At 44.8% G+C, this 19,681-nt stretch carries 10 protein-coding genes and 2 pseudogenes; all 12 read left to right on the top strand.

The genetic code is table 11. From position 1 onward, the window contains the following. The first annotated feature begins 120 nt into the window (after window positions 1-120). Window positions 121-2,550 (top strand): glycoside hydrolase family 3 N-terminal domain-containing protein, encoded by a 2,430-nt coding sequence (locus AC5ELV_RS19085; RefSeq protein ID WP_493431435.1) that lies wholly within the window; start codon window positions 121-123, stop codon window positions 2,548-2,550. 31 nt (window positions 2,551-2,581) lie between these two features. Further along, window positions 2,582-5,050 (top strand): glycoside hydrolase family 3 N-terminal domain-containing protein, encoded by a 2,469-nt coding sequence (locus AC5ELV_RS19080; protein WP_493431434.1) that lies wholly within the window; start codon window positions 2,582-2,584, stop codon window positions 5,048-5,050. 71 nt (window positions 5,051-5,121) lie between these two features. Continuing rightward, complete coding sequence (locus AC5ELV_RS19075; protein WP_493431433.1) at window positions 5,122-6,630, top strand: DUF5060 domain-containing protein; 1,509 nt, start codon at window positions 5,122-5,124, stop codon at window positions 6,628-6,630. 76 nt (window positions 6,631-6,706) lie between these two features. Next, window positions 6,707-9,013, top strand: a complete 2,307-nt coding sequence (locus tag AC5ELV_RS19070) for an alpha-L-rhamnosidase-related protein (RefSeq protein ID WP_493431432.1) — start codon at window positions 6,707-6,709, stop codon at window positions 9,011-9,013. A gap of 197 nt (window positions 9,014-9,210) precedes the next feature. Continuing rightward, window positions 9,211-9,567 (top strand): annotated as a pseudogene (locus AC5ELV_RS19065) (SF0329 family protein); the annotation flags it as partial. Beyond that, window positions 9,558-10,734 (top strand): annotated as a pseudogene (rlmD, locus tag AC5ELV_RS19060) (23S rRNA (uracil(1939)-C(5))-methyltransferase RlmD); the annotation flags it as partial. The pseudogenes AC5ELV_RS19065 and rlmD, both read left to right, overlap by 10 nt. A 957-nt stretch (window positions 10,735-11,691) precedes the next feature. After that, window positions 11,692-11,967 (top strand): hypothetical protein, encoded by a 276-nt coding sequence (locus tag AC5ELV_RS19055; RefSeq protein WP_493431431.1) that lies wholly within the window; start codon window positions 11,692-11,694, stop codon window positions 11,965-11,967. 209 nt (window positions 11,968-12,176) lie between these two features. Next, window positions 12,177-13,673 (top strand): type I restriction-modification system subunit M, encoded by a 1,497-nt coding sequence (locus AC5ELV_RS19050; RefSeq protein WP_493431430.1) that lies wholly within the window; start codon window positions 12,177-12,179, stop codon window positions 13,671-13,673. Next, on the top strand, window positions 13,663-14,994 hold the full coding sequence (locus AC5ELV_RS19045; RefSeq protein WP_493431429.1) for a restriction endonuclease subunit S: 1,332 nt from the start codon (window positions 13,663-13,665) through the stop codon (window positions 14,992-14,994). Before AC5ELV_RS19050 ends, AC5ELV_RS19045 begins: the two co-directional genes overlap by 11 nt. Before the next feature lie 4 nt (window positions 14,995-14,998). Then, window positions 14,999-18,067 carry a type I restriction endonuclease subunit R gene (locus tag AC5ELV_RS19040; RefSeq protein WP_493431428.1) on the top strand — a complete coding sequence of 1,023 codons (3,069 nt, stop codon included), beginning with the start codon at window positions 14,999-15,001 and terminating at the stop codon, window positions 18,065-18,067. Window positions 18,068-18,084: 17 nt separating this feature from the next. Next, complete coding sequence (locus tag AC5ELV_RS19035; protein WP_493431427.1) at window positions 18,085-18,927, top strand: protein kinase domain-containing protein; 843 nt, start codon at window positions 18,085-18,087, stop codon at window positions 18,925-18,927. A 161-nt stretch (window positions 18,928-19,088) separates the two neighbouring features. Beyond that, window positions 19,089-19,619 (top strand): hypothetical protein, encoded by a 531-nt coding sequence (locus AC5ELV_RS19030; RefSeq protein WP_493431426.1) that lies wholly within the window; start codon window positions 19,089-19,091, stop codon window positions 19,617-19,619. The last annotated feature ends 62 nt before the right edge of the window (window positions 19,620-19,681 follow it).

Genomic DNA, 19,681 nt, shown 5'->3' with positions numbered 1-19,681 from the left:
ATTCCAACAGTATAGAAAGCGAGTTGAAGTATAATGATCGGGACGTGGCATTTCTTGATGCAGACTCCAGAATCAAATATAAAACTGCAGTTTTTCATCGAACAAAAGGAAACTTATACATTGTCTGTTATTGCCGAGCCTTTTCCTTTTCCTATTGAAATTCAAACAGTGATGGTGGAAGGAAATGTGCTGCAAGCTAGAGGAGCGTCCCGTTACGTGCCGGATGAACCAATCGAATTTGATTTGACCTTTGAGAACGAGGAATTTCATGGCAGAGTCAAACTGCCCCATCAGGAAGCCTTTCTCGTGAAGGGGGCTCGAGGTCCGGGACCTTCCCTCCAGGATATGCTGATTTCAGAGCTCGTTCCCTATCGGAAGAACGAAGTGAAGCAGCGCGATGAGGAGGAAATCCGCCAGGCCGTAGAAGCGCTGCTGGACAAAATGTCTATCACCGATAAGATCGGTCAGATGAGCCAATGTATGTCGACGAACATCTCTCTCGGCTCAGATGTGGAGTCCGATTCGCCGGAGAAGCTGATTGGGGAAGGCCGGGTCGGCTCAGTACTGTCGGCGATTACCAGCCGCCGCGTATTCGAGCTGCAGAAAATCGCGGTCGAGCAGTCCCCCCATGGGATTCCCTTGTTATTTAATTTTGATGTGATTCATGGATTTCAGACCGTCTTTCCGGTGCCGCTAGCCGCTTCCTGCAGTTGGGATATGGAGGCCATCCGTGAAGCCAGCGCGATCGCCGCAAAAGAAGCCACTGCCTCCGGCAATACCTATAATCATGGCCCGATGGTCGACATTACAAGGGATCCGCGCTGGGGCCGAGTGGTGGAAGGGGCCGGAGAAGATCCGTATCTGGGTAGTCAGATTGCTAAGGCTCAGGTCGAAGGGCTGCAGGGAGACAATTTGTTCGATCCGGAGACGATGATTGCCTGTCTCAAGCATTTCGTCGCCTATGGCGCCGCCGAAGCCGGCCGGGATTACAATACGGTCGATATTTCGGAGGGTACGCTCCGAAATGTATATCTGCCGCCGTTCCAGACGGGAATTGACGCGGGTGCCGGGTCAGTGATGAATTCATTCAATACGTATCAAGGCGTGCCGGTGGCAGGCAGTCGTTATCTGCTGAACGATATGCTGCGCAAGGAATTGGGCTTTGAAGGTGTGTTGATTTCCGACTACGGGTCCATTGATGAAATCGTCGCACACGGAAACGCGAAGGACACTAAGGAAGCGGCGAAAAAAGCGCTGGATGCCACGATGGATATTGAAATGGTGACCCGGTCGTACGATCATCTGGAGTCGTTGATCTCACAGGGACAAGTATCGGAAGAACAGCTCGATGAAGCGGTCCGGCGCATTCTGACCCTGAAATACAGGATCGGCATTATGGATGACCCATTCCGCTATGTACGTCCGGAGAAGGAAAAGGAATACCACTTCAATCTGCAGCATCTGGAGGCCAGTCGAAGTCTTGCGCGGAAGTCAATCGTGCTGTTGAAAAATAACGGGTTTCTTCCGCTGGCGGAAAAAAAACAGAAAATTGCGGTAATCGGTCCGTTCGGCGACAGCAAGGACATGCTTGGGCCATGGCAGTGGTCCCGGTACGAAAAGGAAACCGTAACGCTTAGAGAAGGTCTGGAGCACAAAGGGATTTCCGAAACGCAACTGCTGTTTGAGGAAGGCTGCAAGGTCGAAAAGGCGCTTGCCGGGGGAGTTGAGCGGGCAAGCGCCGCAGCGGAGCAAGCGGACGTCGTGCTTCTGGCACTGGGAGAGAGCAGCGACATGTCCGGGGAAGCGGCCTCCCGAATGGATATTCATTTGCCGAAGGTGCAGCAGGAGCTTGCCGAGGCGGTGATCCGGACAGGCAAGCCGGTCGTTCTGATCTTGACCAATGGTCGTCCGCTGGTACTGGATAAGTTGGCGGACGAAGTGGATGCGATCGTCGAAACGTGGTTCTTGGGATCCGAGGCGGGTCATGCCATTGCCGATGTGCTCTTTGGCGATTACAATCCGTCCGGCAAGCTGACCATGAGTTTCCCGGCCCATGCAGGCCAGGTGCCGGTCTATTACAATCACTTTCACACTGGAAGACCGGTCACGGCAAGCAATCAGGGACAGAAGTTCTTTTCGCGGTATATCGACGGTCCGAACGAGCCGCTGTATCCGTTCGGATACGGGCTGAGCTATACGACTTTCGCCTATTCGGACATCCGTCTATCCCATACGCGGATGAACGTTTCGGAATCGATCATGGCCAGCGTGACAGTTACCAATACCGGAACGGTACCCGGAGAAGAGACGGTTCAACTGTATATTCACGATCTGTATGGCAGCGTGGTTCGTCCGGTGAAGGAGCTAAAAGGATTTCGGAAAGTAAATCTGGCTCCAGGCGAAGCGCAGGACGTCGAATTCAGCATTACAGAAGCGGATTTGGCGTATTGGAATCCGGAGCGGAAGTACGGAGCAGAGCCGGGAGCATTCAAAGTATATATCGGATCAAGCTCATGTGAAGTGAAAGAAGCTTCGTTCGAACTTTTGTAAGATTAATTAAAAACCACTGGGAGGCAGAGAGATGAGCTATAAAGATGCAAGCAAGTCCATTCAAGACAGAGTCGAGGATTTACTGGGAAGAATGACCTTGAAGGAAAAGGTAGCCCAGCTGTATTGCGCCAATGTCTCCGACAGCGACGAGAGCGTGGCCCCGCTGAAAGAAGAGATGAAGGATGGGATCGGCACATTGGGCTGCCTGAACGCATCACTAACTGGAGACAACAAGAAGGATATCGAGAAGTTGAGAAGTCTTCAGCAATATCTGGTGGAAGAAACCCGCTTGGGGATTCCGGTGCTGATTCATAATGAGGGGATCGCCGGAGCGCAAATCCCGGGAGCGACGACTTTTCCGCAATCCCTAAACCTTGCAGCCACATGGGAGCCGGAGCTGGCACTCAAAATGGGGGAGGTCGTCAAAAAACAACTGATCGCTTATGGATTCAGAGTTGTGCATTCTCCCCTTTTTGATCTGGGCAGAGATCCTAGATGGGGTCGAATCGGTGAGACTTACGGAGAAGATCCATACCTGGTAGCACAGATGGGGATGGCCTTTGTCACAGGAATCCAAGGTGAGAATGAAGTGATGGCTGCCGCCAAACATTTTATCGGTTACGGCAATGCCGAAGGCGGCAGAAACGGCGGGGAACAGCAAATCGCAGACAGGAAATTGTTCGATACCTACTGCTTTCCGTTTGAAGCGGCCATCCATGAATCCAAATTAATGGGTGTAATGAATAGCTATGGCATTTTGAACGAGGAGGCCGTTTCCACCTCCAAATGGCTGCTGACCGATGTGCTGAGGGACAAATTAGGCTTTGACGGTCTGGTCGTCGCCGATTACGGAAGTATCCACCATGCCTATTCTCGTTACCGGGTGGGGGCAGATCCGAAGGAGACCGCTATCCTGGCACTTCGCGCCGGCATGGATGTGGAGCAGCCGAACAACTATTGCTATAAGTATTTAGTGGAAGCTGTTGAAGCCGGGGACATCGAAGAGTACTACATTGACCGTTCCGTTAGACGTGTGCTGGAAACCAAATTCAAGCTGGGTCTGTTCGAGAATCCGTATGGCACGGGTGATTTCTTTGCTGAAATCGCCAAGACGGAATCAGCGCAATTATCTCAGGAAATCGCCGAGAAATCCATCGTGCTGGTAAAGAATGAAGACCATATTCTGCCGCTTCAAAAGAAGCTGAAGATCGCGCTGATCGGTCCCTCGGCAGATGACAGGACGAACTTTTTCGGAGGATACTCCTCCGTGAATTCGGCGAGCACCACAAGCAGTGACTTCGACAAATCCGAAGAGGATAATTTCCTGAAGATGATCTATTCCGGCGCCATCACGGAGCATAAGGCGTCTTATCAAGCTTTAGGAATTGATTTTGAAGACAAGCCATCCCCTGAACAAAAAACAATGATTATCAATTTAATCAAACAGAGCCTGAGCTCAGGGAGTACAACGAATAAAGTGTATGACACAACAGAAGAATTTGCTCGGAAATATTATCCGGATTGCAAGTCGGTAAAAGATGTTCTCGAAGAAGAGTTCGGCAAGGAGCAGATACTGTACGCCAAAGGTTGTGCTATTCGCGAAGCTATAGATGGAGGAATAGAGGCCGTAAGGACAGCCGTTGAGGAAGCGGATATCGTCATTGCGGTGCTGGGCGGCAAAGAGAGCATGATTGATCCGCAGGCCACCTGCGGGGAAAACCGGGATAATATCAACATTGAGCTGGAACAGCCTCAACTGGAAATGATGGACGAGGTTTTCAAGTTGAATAAACCGGTCATTTCCGTAATTGTAGATGGCCGTCCTCTGGCGACGCCTTCGATCAGCGAGCACAGCAAGGCGGTCTTGTACTCTTGGCTTCCGGCGCAAGCCGGAGCGCAGGCGTTGGTAAATATTCTTACCGGACGAAGCAATCCGAGCGGAAAGCTGCCGGTGACTATTGTAAAAGAAGTCGGCCAGATCCCGATGTACACCAGCAGATTGTCGCTCTATGTCGAAATCGATGATTGGGCGGAGTATATTGGCCACGACAAGACCAGGCCGCTGTACCCGTTCGGACATGGTCTCAGTTATACCCAGTTCGAATACAGCGACTTGAACTGGAGCCGCACCGTTCGGCCCGATGGCGAGTTGAAACTGGACTTCAAGCTGAAGAACACAGGGTCTTGCGCGGGAGACGAAGTGGTTCAAGTGTATATAAGAGATCAGGTTGGCAGTGTCGCCCGACCTGTGAAGCAGTTGGTTGGTTTCGTAAAAGTAGGCCTTGAGGCTGGCGAGACGAAGGAAGTTGCGTTCAGCGTAAGCATGAAACAGCTGGCCTTCCACGACTTGAATATGGAGCAGGTGGTGGAGCCCGGAAAGATGGAAGTGTTCATCGGCGCTTCTTCGCAGGATATTCGTCTGCAGGAAGTCTTTGAAATCACCGGAGACAAAGTTGTTGTGGACAGAAAGGTATTTACTTCAAAGGCTGTAATCGGCTAGACATACGAGGCAATAACTCTGCCTGCAAGTTCTGATTCATTAAATCAGATTCCACGATTCGGGGGTTGAAGATGAAGTTTTCGAGATCGGTTGAACGCTGGTGCATTTTTGAGATTGAATTACTGTCTTCGAAAGTTGTTGAAAAGCCGTTTCAGGAGGTACGGCTGCAAGCCTGCTTCAGCAAAGATCGAGCCGCAATCAAAGTGTCCGGTTTCTATGACGGCGGAACGACCTGGAAAATCCGGTTCATGCCTGAAGAAGAAGGGGCTTATTCCTTCCAAATCTCGTCTAATCTCGAAGAGTTCGACGGGTTATCCGGAAACTTCGAATGCACGGAGGCCCAGGAAGGCAATCACGGCCCGATAAGGGTAAACGGACAACATTTCAGCTACGCTGACGGAACACCATTCTTTGCAATGGGTACAACAGCGTACGCATGGACATACATGCCGGAAACGATCAGACAGCGGACCTTGGAATCCTTCACCGGATACGGCTTCAATAAGATTCGAATGCTTGTGTTTCCGAAGCATTACGGGGACGGGGAAGACGATATCATTATTGACTATACTCCGTCCGTATTTCCTTTTGCCGGGACTGCCGATAAATTGGATTTTCAGAGGCTGTTGCCTGAGTACTTCCGCAACTATGAGGAACGGGTCAAGGAATTACTGGATTTGGGGATTGAAGCCGATGTCATCCTGTTCCACCCTTATGATCGATGGGGCATCCACCGGGGCATGCGCCAAGAGGATGATCTGCTGTATATAAAATATATGATCGCGCGGCTGGCGGCTTACCGAAATGTCTGGTGGTCGCTTGCCAATGAGTATAACGTCATCGAAACGGCTGACGGCAAGATGGGCATTGGCATGGAGCAAAAGGATTGGGATTTGTTGGGGAGTTATGTGAAAACGAACGACCCTCACCATCATCCCATATCGATTCATAATATCCCGCTGGGCGATATTTATCCGGACCGGGACTGGATGACGCATGTATCTTACCAGCACCCCGATACGTACACGTTGCTTCTTGAATTAAAAAATATTTACAATAAGCCTGTGATTAACGATGAATATCAATATGAAGGAAACGCCAAGTACGACTGGGGGAACAGTGACGGGCAAACGACAGTGCTCCGTCACTGGTTGTCGGCCATGGCAGGCGGATATGCCTCTCATGGTGAAGTATACAGGCAGGAAGGCGACGATAAGGCGTTGTTCTGGTCCTACGGAGGGACGCTTATAGGTGAAAGTGCTCCCCGTCTGAACTTTATGAAGAAGATTCTGGAAAGCTGTTCCTATCAGGAGATGGACAGGGATACCCGTAATACGGAAGGGCACCATTATTTCGCTTTGCACCGAGGCACCGATGAATATTTGTTTTTTTGCCGTTACGATTTGCCTGGCAAGAACTTCTGGTTCGGACCCTTCGACGGAAGCGAGCCGGAGTACGAAGCCGCCATATACGATGTGTGGAATTGTGAATTGATTGAGAAGAAGACGATAAATAAAAATCAACTGCTTCCCATTCGGGAGTGGACGGCCATTCATTTAAAGAAAGCAACGGAGCAATAAAATCACCTGACTGAAAATAACCAAAAGACAGGCTAGATTTATTTTGCAGTTGTAAAAAGAGGAAAGGAGCATATCTATGTCCGTTAACGAAAAAAGTAATTGGATCTGGAGCACCAGCCCTTACGATCGTGATCGCGCGACATTTTTTTACTTCCGCAAAGAGCTTCGGATTGAACGGGACGTCCAATCGGCGATTCTGAAGGTTAGCGCAGATTCGAGGTATCGGCTTTATGTAAACGGTGTTTCTATTATACAAGGACCTTGCAAAGGCGACGATCAGGTCTGGTTTTATGACGAGGTGGATATAAGCACGGCGCTTCATGCGGGAGTAAATGTGTTGGCCGTGGTCGTTCTGCGTTACCCTCGGCATCATGGTAGAGGAAATCATTCGGTTTGGAGCACGGATATGCCGGGATTGTATTTGTCTGGCCGAATAGTGATGGAGAATGAAGCTGAACTGCCCCTTGAAGCGGACGAGACTTGGACAAGTTTTTACGAGGCAGGCATTACGCTGGGAAAAGCCAACTCCGAGTTCGACCCGCTGTCTATTATTGAAGCTGCTGAAGGAAACATTCTCACGCACGGATGGAAGCAAGCTGATTTTGACGATCGTCATTGGAGTGGGACGATAGCCTACCGAAACAATCAGGTTCAAAAAACGATAAGTCCGGGAGGTTTATCTCCCAGACCGATCCCCTTTCTTTATGAGAAACCGAGTCGATTTCATCATGTTGTATGCGCCCGAACGGCAGATACGGACACGAACGAATGGGAAAAGTTAATCTGTGAAGAACGTGAAGTAATCGTCCCGCCTTATTCCAAAACCGTGATTGAACTGTCGGCGGGGTATGAGGTAACCGGATTCCTTGAGACGGCGTTTGCGGGAGGCGCCGGAGCCAAAGTTTCCATACTCAGCTCAGAGTCCTACATTTATCCGAGCGTAGATGGAACCCACAGTATATTTTCACCGATAAAAGGGGATCGGACCGACTTCATCGATGGCTATCTGGAGGGGACGCCGGATACGTATCGGGTAGGAGGGTTTGGTTCCATGGAGCATCCCGAGACATATGAACCCTTTTGGTTTCGAACGTTCAGGTTTATTCAAGTCACAGTGGAAACGGATGCGGAACCGTTACGCTTCGCGCGTTTGAGTTACCGGGAGACCGGATATCCGCTTGTGGTCCAAACCAAAGTGGAAACGTCGGACGAGTCGCTTCGGGACATATGGGAGATCAGTGAGCGAACGTTGCGTCTTTGCATGCATGAGACCTACGAAGATTGTCCTTATTATGAACAATTGCAATATGCCATGGATGCACGGTCCCAGATCCTCTTTACGTACAATGTGGCTGCCGATGACCGATTGGCTCGACAATGTATCGATGATTTCTTTCGTTCCCAGCGTTATGACGGCCTGACCAATAGCTGTTATCCGTCAATAGGGCCCAACGTTATCCCCGGATTTGCGATTTATTACATTCTTATGATCCACGATCATATGATGTATTTCGGCGACCAAAAACTGGTTGGAAAATATCTGCCCTCTGTGGAAAGAGTGCTGCAATTCTTTGACAATCGTATGGACGATAGAGGACTTACGGCAAGAACATCGGAAGGCGGCATGGGCAACCCTTACTGGTCATTTGTCGACTGGGTGGCCGAGTGGAATGTGGGTGTTCCAAATGCCATTTCTAAAGGAACCGTAACTTTTGATTCACTATTGTACCGGATGGGGCTTCTTGCCGCTGCGGATCTATCCCGTTATGTCGATCGTCCGGATTTGGCTGCGAACTTTCTGAGGAGAGCGGAAGAGATCAAGCACGCCGTACTTGCATGCTGTGTCGGAAGGGACGGACTGATTCAGGATGGTCCAGGAGTAGAGGAGTATAGTCAGCATGCACAGGTGTTTGCTGTGTTGACCGATGTGGTTACCGGAAGCAATGCGGTTAAAGTCATGGAATTGGCTTTGGAAGATCGAACAATGGCTCAGTGCTCTGTGGCCATGGCTTACTATCTGTTTCGGGCGGTAGAGAAAGTCGGACTGTATCATAGAACGGATTCGTTATGGAATCCATGGAGACGGATGATCGCGAATAAGCTAACAACCTGCGTGGAAGACGAGGTAACGCAACGAAGTGATTGTCATGCCTGGGGAGCATTGATTTTGCATGAGCTGCCTGCCGTTATTCTGGGAGTGCAGCCGGCAGAGCCTGGTTACCGGAGCACTCGGGTAAGCCCGAACCCTGGTTATTTATCCTGGGCCAAAGGAGAGGTTGTGACGCCGCAAGGAATAATAAAGATAAGCTGGAAGCAGGCAGATGACGGAAGTATCGATCTCATGGTCAGAGCGCCCGAAGGAATAAAGGTAGTTAACAATTAAGCAAAGAAGCATTTGTTGATTCTATAACCATATTTTCAAAATACTTTTTCGTAAATCTAATTATATAGCTCGAAAGGAGAACGACATTATGTACACCGAAAATTCCACGCTAGGCGAATTGCTCAAAATAAAGAGGCGGCGAAAATTTTAGAAAAGCATCTACCTGGAATCGCCTCGAATCCGATGGCAAGAGCAAATTGAAGCAACAGCTGGAGAGTTTCCTCTGTCCTGCGTTGTATGGAAGGGTCGAATACCAGGCAACCAGTTACCGTTATTTACCTGATAAATCTGGAATTTGTTATATTGCCGTAGATAAAAAGAACGTACTCAATATGAGTGATATAACGAGCCCAATCAGATAGTATCAGTCGGAACAGGAAATTAAGAATGATCCCAATATTCAAGTTCCTATCAACAATGAAGAAATTGAAGCGATCAGAAAAGATACCAAAGGGACCGTTCCTGAGGACCGTCTAAAAGTAATTGCAAGAAGTAGAAAAATATCAGAATATGCAAATGAACTTTTGTCAGCACAGGCCTCATTGCGCAGCTCAGCTGGAAGCGACAGCATGTGGTGGATGTGCTGGAACGTATCGGAAAGCTGAGTGTGGCTGGTGACGACGGCACATCCGTTGATTTGCCGCACGTACAAGGCGTAGTGGTGCATCCTACACTCGGTATGAGTGAGCCGTGGCGGTACCGCAACAAAGCCCAGGTGCCGATTGGTGTCACCGAGGGCGGGCTTGTCGGCGGCTTCTAGCACGCGGCAGCCATCGCATCGTGGATATGAACACATGTCTCATTCAGGACGAGCGCAACGACGAAGTTGTCGCACGTGTCAAAGAGATTGGCCGAATGCTGGGCATCAGTGCATATCAATGAAGAAACCGGACGCGGGCTGTTGCGCCATGTCGTGGTGAAGACCGCTTCTCGCACAAGTGAAATGATGCTGGTGCTCGTCACGAATGAACGAGATATTCCGCACGCAGACGCGCGAATCGGCAGTATTCGTGAGCACATCCCACACGTGGCAAGTATATGTCAGAACGTGAACACGAAGCGAACGAACGTTATTTTTAGCGACGAGACTCGTGTACTGTGGGGACGTGATGTGATCTACGATTATATTGGAAACGTCCAATTTGTGATTTCCGCGCGATCCTTTTATCAGGTGAATCCCGTACAAACGGAAGTGCTGTATAGTAAAACCGTCGAATATGCTGGACTCACAGGCCAAAGAAACGGTAATTGATGCGTATTGTGGCATCGGCACGATCTCTTTGTTCCTCGCTCAGCATGCGGACCAGGTGTATGGGGTGGAGATCGTCAAAGAAGCCATCGACGATGCACGGAGCAATGCGCTGTTGAACGAAATGCGTAATGTGAAATTTGAGGTAGGCGCGTCCGAGGACGTCATTCCTGCGTGGAAAGAGCAAGGCATCACCGCCGACGTTATCGTCGTCGATCCGCCCCGCAAGGGCTGCGATCCACGCCTGCTCGACACCATTCTGGAGATGAAGCCAGAGCGCGTGGTGTATGTATCCTGTAATCCAAGCACACTGGCGCGGGATTTAAGGATACTGGAGGATGGCGGGTACAGTACAGTGGAAGTACAACCCGTAGATATGTTCCCGCATACGGTTCATGTGGAGTGCGTGGCGTTGCTTGGAAGGAATGGAACAGGCGCTGAATCCCTTGATGTACAAGGTTTTATAAGGTGATACAGTGTTTTCGAAATTGGTATAACAGAAATGCCTTCAATGATTTTTCGTAAAATTGCCGTAAAACTACATGCGGAGGCAGAATAACATAGCATAAGGAAAAGAAAAAGACGCTGGGGTAAATATTATCCCAACGTCTTTTTGTCTGCTTGCTTGGAATCCATTGTGAACAGATTTTCAAACTTATCGGCAGCGGCTTGATCGGCGGAGCGGAGGGCATGTCCGTATATGTTCATTGTAGTTGTGATGCTCCCGTGACCTATTCTTGAAGGTTAAAGAAAGCGAACCCGTAATTGAATTAATTTGGCTGTTCTATGATTTTTATAACGATTTTTGGATAAACCGTGTCCAGTGCACAAAAAGGTTCCATTTGGATAACGAACCAAGTCATTTAGATTATTTAGAGTATATTTATTACCTTGATTGTCAATTGGAAAACATCAAGGCGTATACACTTCTCCTACGTATTTTTAGTGAAATGGACGAAGAAGAGTATGTAATAACGGTTCAAATGATAGCTTCTCTAGAGAATCAAATCGAACGCTGTCGTGCATATTTACATAGCCAAACACTTGAAAGTAGGTTTGATTCAAAGGACGATGCCTTAAATGGAAGCCAATAGAAAAACTAACGAAACTAATAAATACGTTCTTCAAACCTGGATACTTTGTAGATCCGGTTAAAGAAAAGCTATTCCCCAATTTTGGACAAATTTATGATCGCGTTCAATTAAGCAGAATTTATAATAGTTTGGAGTTGCTGCGAGAGAAAAAGCAGCTCATACACGATAAGGCAAAAAAAGCATTTGAGATACAAGGCAAAACAGAAATTAAGTCGCTAATTGACTATCCCGTTTATTTTGTTAATTAGAATCTTGCAGATAGTAGTAATAGTCAGATTTATGGTACGATAGAATTACTTTCAAATGAAATCATTCGTATTGAAAAGGGGAATAGCATGCTTCACTTTGAAAAAAGAGATACTGGAACCGATATAAACTATATGTTGCATGTCAACGAAAACTACTGCTATTACATCGATGATATTAATGGTAAACTTCACTATGGTGTATGGAGTGAAATTGAACAAATGAACATTCCAATGTATGTTGATGGGTTGTATAAGTGGGGGCGGGCAGCGATTGATTTGCCTAAATTTGTACAGGAAAACGCGTTTGAACGCATGAAAAAGCTATATAATTTTTATTTGGAAAATAAGGACGAATATAAATAAAATGTCGGATGACATTTGAGGCCGTATGACTTAAAGCCCTCTTACTGTAGGGCTTTTTCACTATATTATGCAGGGTATAACAATTCGTGCGACGAATTTGTTAGGATACTATTTTTGACAAAATATTAACTAACACATGGTTTTATGACAAGTAGTTGTCGCGTAATTTTATTACAATTAGAGAAACAGATGTGGAGGCAGAAGTATCAATGGCAAAAGAAAACTTAGTTACCAGCATGGAAGATAAATTATGGGCTGCAGCAGATAAGCTCAGAGGGAGTATTGCTGCGTCAAAATATAAAGATGTCGTACTGGGCATCATTTTTCTTAAATATATTTCAGACCGATTCAACCAGCGTTATAACGAGCTCGTTGCTGAAGGTGATGGATTTGAAAATGACCGAGACGAATATGAACGATTCAATGTATTTTACGTGCCAGAAAAAGCTCGTTGGAAATACATAATTGAGCATGCGACCAAGCCGAATATTGGTCAGATGATAGATGAGGCTTTTATAGCGATTGAGAATGAGAACAAAAATCTCGCAGGGGTATTGCCGAAAATCTATTCTGGTGCAGATATCGACCAGCGCAGAGTTGGCGAAGTCATCATGGTTTTTGAGAACTCGGATACGCTCCTTATAGAAGAAGATGCGCTTGGTCGGGTATACGAATATTTCCTCGGTAAATTCGCATTTATGCTTGGTCAAGGCGGTGGAGAATTCTATACGCCTAGCAGTGTCGTGAAATTGCTCGTCGAGATGATTGAACCATACGAAGGTACGATATACGATCCATGCTGTGGCTCTGGCGGTATGTTCGTTCAGGCGCAGAAATTCGTTAAAGCTCATGGAGGCAATGCCTTCAATCTTTCTGTATACGGGCAAGAGCTGAACGCTGAAACTCGTAGGCTGGCGACGATGAATCTTGCGATTCGTGGTCTTGAAGCTAATCTTGGGAGTTCCCATGATGATACTTTTCATGGGGATCAGTTTAAAGACGAGAAGTTTGACTACATTCTGGCGAATCCCCCCTTCAATATTAGCGATTGGGGACAAGAAAGCTTGCTAACGGATGCCCGTTGGAAATGGGGCATTCCGGCGAAAGGTAATGCAAACTACGCATGGTTGTCCCACATGTTAACAAAGCTAAAACCGTCAAAAGGTGTTGCCGGTATCGTGCTAGCGAACGGGTCATTGTCCTCCCAAACATCGGGTGAAGGCAATATTCGGGCGCAATTTATTGAAGAAGATTTAGTTGATTGCATTGTAGCACTGCCGGATAAATTGTTCTTCACGACTGGTATTCCGGTTTGTTTATGGTTCCTTCGCCGCGGTAAAAAGCGTAAAGGCGAGGTCCTGTTCATTGATGCGCGAGATAAAGGAACGATGATCAGCCGTAAGCTACGTGAATTAGAAGACAGGGATATTTCGTTGATTGCGGATACTTACCATAAATGGTTAAAAAACGACGGCTACGAAAATGAAGTCGGATTTTGTAAGTCGGCAAGTCTTGAGGAAATCCAAAAGCATGATAATGTGCTGACCCCAGGTCGGTACGTTGGTGTGAAAGAGATTGAGGATAACGAGCCATTTGAAGAAAAGATGGAGAAACTCGTATCCGAGCTTGCCGATCTAATGCTAGAGTCTTCTGTTCTGGACGAGAAGATAAAGAAGAGTCTGGGGGCTATTGGGTATGAGCTCTGAAAAGATTAGCCAGTTAACAATTGGCGAGATTATTGATAATGGTTGGGCAGAAATGCAAACCGGACCCTTCGGAACCATGCTCCAAGCTGATTCCTATGTCACAGAGGGGATTCCAGTAGTAGCAGTAAAAGATATCGGTGCGAATCGATTCAAAACTGAGAAGATGGTCATGATATCCAATGATGATGCAGACCGACTCGGTAAATACAGATTAAGGGCTGGGGATATTGTATTCGGTAGAAAAGGTGCTGTTGATAGGCGAGCACTAGTTACTTCGGAAGAAGAAGGCTGGTTACAGGGCAGTGACTGTATTCGACTGAGAATAAATTCCGATCAAATCGATCCAGTATATCTATCGTATTACTTCGGTACAACAACTTATATTAATTGGATATTAAAAAATGCTCAGGGAACAACAATGGCTTCTTTAAATCAAGAAATATTAAAACGTGTACCATTCCCGCTTGCACCGAAAGCAATTCAAATAAAGATCGGGAAGATGGTTAAGCGTCTCGATCAAAAGATTGAATTCAACAATCAGATGAACAAAGTGCTCGAAAAAATGTCTCAGGCGATCTTTAAGCAATGGTTCGTTGATTTTGAGTTTCCGAATGAAAATGGTAAACCTTATAAGTCGAGTGGTGGTGAGATGAAGTGGTGCAAGGATCTTGAAAAAGAAATCCCAGTAGACTGGTTATCAAGTTCAATTGGCGATCTTGAGATTTCTTTAACCGACTTTGTAGCAAATGGTAGTTTTGCAGCTTTAAAAGAAAATGTCACTATATTCGAAGAGGAAAATTACGCTGTATTTATTAGAAACACAGATTTGAAGGATGGGTTAAAAACAAGAAGATATATTAATAAACACAGTTATGATTTTTTGAAAAAGTCACAATTATTTGGTGGAGAATTAATAATTTCTAATGTTGGTGATGTTGGTAGTATTTATTTATGCCCGAAATTAGACAAGCCAATGAGCTTAGGTAATAATTTAATAATGTTGAATAGTGCAGGACAAAAAAAAAATATTTATCTTTATCGATTATTCAAATCTGACTTAGGTCAGGGCTTAATTAAATCAATTACTGCTGGTTCGGTTCAAATGAAATTTAATAAAACAGATTTTAAAAAGTTGAAAATTACACTTCCAGAAGCTAAAGTTTTGAAGCATTACAATGAGCTCTCTAAAGTGTTGGAAAGAAAAATTCAATTGCTGAACAAAGAAAGTGACGGTTTAATTATACTTCGCGACACATTACTCCCCAAACTCATGTCAGGGGAAATTGACGTGTCCAAGCTTGAATATAACGATTGGCGGTGAAACGATGTTCACGGAAGAAAGCCTTGAATCGGTCGTTCTTGAATTGCTTCAAGACGACCTTAACTATCAAGTTTTAAACGGATATGACCTTAATCGAGACTTTCATACGGTAGTGTTGGAAGATGACTTGCGTGATGCTCTGTACACTCTCAACTCCACTCTTTCAGAAGAAGTAATCGAAGCAGCGCTTCGCAAGCTTCAATACATCGACGATGCCAGCCTAATCGGAGCTAACCAGTTGTTTCACCGCTATCTCATTGAAGGCGTGAAGATTGAGGTTTACGGAGAGGACGTTCCTTCCCGTATCGTTCGCGTCATCGATTTCGAACATCCGGATAATAACCTCTTTAAGGCGATTAATCAGTTTACGTTTATCCATAAAGCTGAGAAGCGACCGGATGTCGTTGTATTCGTAAACGGATTACCACTTGTTGTCATTGAATTGAAATCAGCGGTTCGTGAGGATGCAACGATCCATGACGGCTATTTGCAAATCAAGACGTATCAGGATGTCATCAAGCCGCTTTTTCACTATAATGCCTTCAGCATTATTAGTGATGGTGTAAATGCCCGTTTCGGCTCCATTACAGCGGATTATGACCGTTTTATGCAATGGAAACAGATAGATCGGCACTCTCCAATTGTAGATAAGCCTCATATCGCTCAAATCGGTACTTTGCTTAAAGGTATGCTGAATAAGGGACAGTTGTTGGATATAATCCATAACTTTAGCTTCTTTGCAGGTGGAAAGGCAAAGATTATATCTGGCTACCATCAATATTTTGGTATGAATAAAGCTATTGATAGTGTCGTTAATGCTATGAATGGCGACAAACATGGCGGAGTCGTATGGCATACGCAAGGTTCTGGCAAGTCATTTTCAATGGTATTCTTATCTGCTGGTCTTATTGCTCGATTGAATAACCCAACCATAGTTGTAGTAACAGACCGCAACGATCTCGACGAGCAGATACATGGTACATTCAGCAGCGCGGCGGATTTTCTCCGTCAGGCTCCAGTTCGTGCGGAATCCGGAGAACATCTGATTGAACTGCTAGAACATCGTTCTATTGGCGGTATTATCTTTACGACGATTCAAAAGTTTACGGAAGAGACAGGTCTACTCTCGAATCGCCCTGATGTTATCGTCATCGCCGACGAAGCGCATCGTTCACAATATGGAATTGACCCAGATATTAAAATTGATAAAAAGACACTCGAAGCCGAGCTCGTTTATGGGTATGCCAAATACTTACGTGATGCGCTGCCGAACGCGACCTTCATCGGATTTACCGGTACGCCGATTGATTCACATGATAAATCAACGATCGGTGTCTTTGGCGAACTTATAGACGTGTATGATATGACTCAAGCTAAGCTGGATGGAGCTACAGTTGATTTGCATTATGAGAATCGTCTTGCAAAAGTACATTTGGATGAAGGTGTTCTCGACCAAATCGATAAGGAAGTTGCAAGCATTGAAGCTCAGGGGCTTACTCCTGAAAAAATCGAGAAGTTAAAGAAAGACCTTGTTACGATGGAAGCAGTCATTGGTGACGAGGATCGACTTAATCTCGTCGTAGACGATATTTTAGCCCATTATGACATCCGAAAAGACATGCTAAAAGGAAAGGCAATAATTGTTGCCTACTCACGCAAAATAGCTTATCGCATGTATCAGCTTATTAAGGAAAAGTCGCCTGAACTGGCTGATAATATTGAGCTTGTCATGACGGACAGTAACAAAGACGAGCAAGAGATGCGAGATATCGTTGGAAACAAGCAGCATCGACAGACGCTAGCGAACCAGTTTAAGGATGAGAATAGCTCGCTTAAAATCGTAATCGTAGTCGATATGTGGTTAACTGGTTTCGACGTTCCCTGCCTCGACACGATGTACATTGATAAAATCATGAAAGAACATAACCTCATGCAAGCCGTTGCCCGAGTTAATCGGGTGTATAAGAACAAACAAGCCGGATTAATCGTTGATTATATTGGGCTCAGTAAATATTTAAAGGAAGCGCTCAATACCTACACAAGCCGTGATAAAAATAGTATTCCCGAGATTGAGAAAGCCAAAGAAATCCTCATGACGGAAATTGAAATACTGGAAGGCATGTTCCACGGTTTCGATTTCAGCAAATATATAAACGCAACACCCAAAGAACGCTTCGAACTCATTCAAGACGGCGTTGAACACGTGTTGAAAGAACGGGCGAAGGAAGTATTCTTAAAGCATGTGGCAAGGCTACAAAGCGCTTATAACATCTGTGCCACAGCGTTGGATTTTTCAGCTCGGGTGCAAGTCAGCTTCTTCATGGCTGTGAAGTCATTTATCGTTAAAATCGAACGTGACGGAATGCCTGATGTAGAGGCTTTCAAGAAGAAAATAACCGCCATGATCGAACAAGCGATTATAAAAGACGGAGATGAAGTTGTTTCAATTACAGCCAAGAAGGAAAAAAGCCTCCTTTCCGTTGAGAATTTGCAAAAAATTATGGCAATGAAACGTAAAAATGTAGCCGCTACAATTTTGAAGAAATTAATTGATGATAAAATTAAGTGGTTCGAGCAAACCAATATAGTTCGCTCCGGCTTCTTTTCCGAGAAGTTAAAAAACATTGTTGAGCGGTACAATCAAGCTGAAGACATTGATGTACTAATTAAGCAAATGATTGATATCGCTAAAGAAATCGAATCAGCAATCAATGAAGGCGTCGATCTGCAATTATCGCCTGAAGAACAAGCTTTCTATGATGCGCTTGCAAAGCCAGAATTGGTAAAGGTACATTGCCAGTCCGACGTCCTCCGGGAAATGGCGAAGAAATTACTCCAGCTTATAGCAGAAAATAAAACTCCTGATTGGTACAAACGCAATGATGCGAAAGCCAACATGCGTTCTCTGATTAAGCGACTGCTGAAGCAGTATAAGTATCCACCGGATGAAATTCCAGAAGCTACAGAACTTGTGATCAAGCAAGCTGAGTTGCAGATGAAATACAATTTGTATGAATCTAAAACAAGCTACTACAATCATTCCATTGCTGCTGAAAGCAAAGGATCATATTAGTCAAGGAGATTGCTTGCATGAATGTAAAAATCAGCCATCCGAAAATAATTGAAATGTTGGCTAAGAGCATTTCAGGTGATGAAGGTCCTTTTCCTCGTAGGAGTGGACCCAATCTTGTGGTTTTCTTTAGTAAATTTGGTTACAACGATGTATACGGAAGAGGATTTCCAACTAGATGGAGATACGCAGAGCAAAGACTGAATGAACTCATATTAAATGGTAAAATTGAAAATGTAATAGAAACGGCGTTATCCGTTGATGAGTTAGTATCTTTTAATGAAGTTAGTCTTGGTGGGGTAGAACGACTTCAGCTTGATATAATTGAATATGTAAATAGTAATATATTAAATTTAACAGACCAGCATGTTGTGAAGATAGATAACAACATTAAGCTTATGAAAAAGAAAGAAGTAAAGCCATTGGGGGAAGGTTTTTTTGCTGAAGTATATCCTTTGGTTAAAGACGGCAAGAAGTATGCATTAAAACAATTGAAGGCAGAGTTTTGGTCAGATCCTGAGATTTTACATCGGTTTAAAAGAGAATATGAATTAATGAGAAAGTATAATTCATGCCAACATACGATAACAGTATATGAGTTTAACGAGGCTGATCACTCGTTTAACATGGAATTTGCTGACCATACATTAAAAGAATATATTAATGATCACTATCACATCATGAATCAACAATGGATGGAACATATATGTGAAGGAATTATCCGGGGATTATTAGAAATGCATCCTGAAACAATTCATAGGGACTTAAGCTATAATAATGTTCTCATAATTAATAATGAGCCGAAATTAGCTGATTTTGGTCTTGGAAAGGATAGCACAAAAAATACTCATATAAAACAGTAACTGAAAAAGGTGTTGGTACAGCTCATTTTACTGACCCTATTCAGTTGAATAATGTCAAGGATGCAAATGTTCAAACGGACATCTTTTCTTTAGGAAGAATAATTGATTTTATCTTTAACGGAAGCGTTGTTAGTAGGGAACATAAATACAGCAGTATTGTATTGAAAGCTACTAACAGAGACTTATCCAGAAGATACCAGACTGTTAATGAACTATTTGATGCTTTTGTAAATTTAAAAAATACTGAAATAAATTACGATCCCATAGAAAAATTAGTTCAAATGGTAAAAGAAAAAAGTATAATAACTGAGAAAATTTATAATATTTTTACTAGAAGGAATGCTGGAGCCATTCTGACTGATTTAATTCTGACTAACTACCCAGCTGCATTGGAGATTTTTGGGGTATTTAGTATACAATACGAACATGAACTTGAAGGTCTACTACGTGATATGTTTGCTGATTTAAGAGATCGTCGCCTCTCATTTGGTGATTATGATGATTTTGGTCGGTTTTCAATGAGTATGCTTCAGGAACTAGGAGGCTATTCTGAAGCCACAGTTATTTTATCGGATATACTCGAATACGTTGGTTTTTCTATCAACAGATTCTCTATACAAAGACTTATCGATGAAAATAAAAACAATAAAAATATTCCATCTATCATTAGGGAAAGATGGGACTCCACCTAAACCTTTACTTGTGGAGCTGGTTAATGTGAGTTAAAAGCAAAAATAATATTAATTCAAGTAAG

It is taken from the genome of Paenibacillus sp. NMA1017, assembly GCF_058895805.1.
Note: the sequence above shows the minus strand (reverse complement) of the source record. Positions and strands in the feature narration are given on the sequence as shown.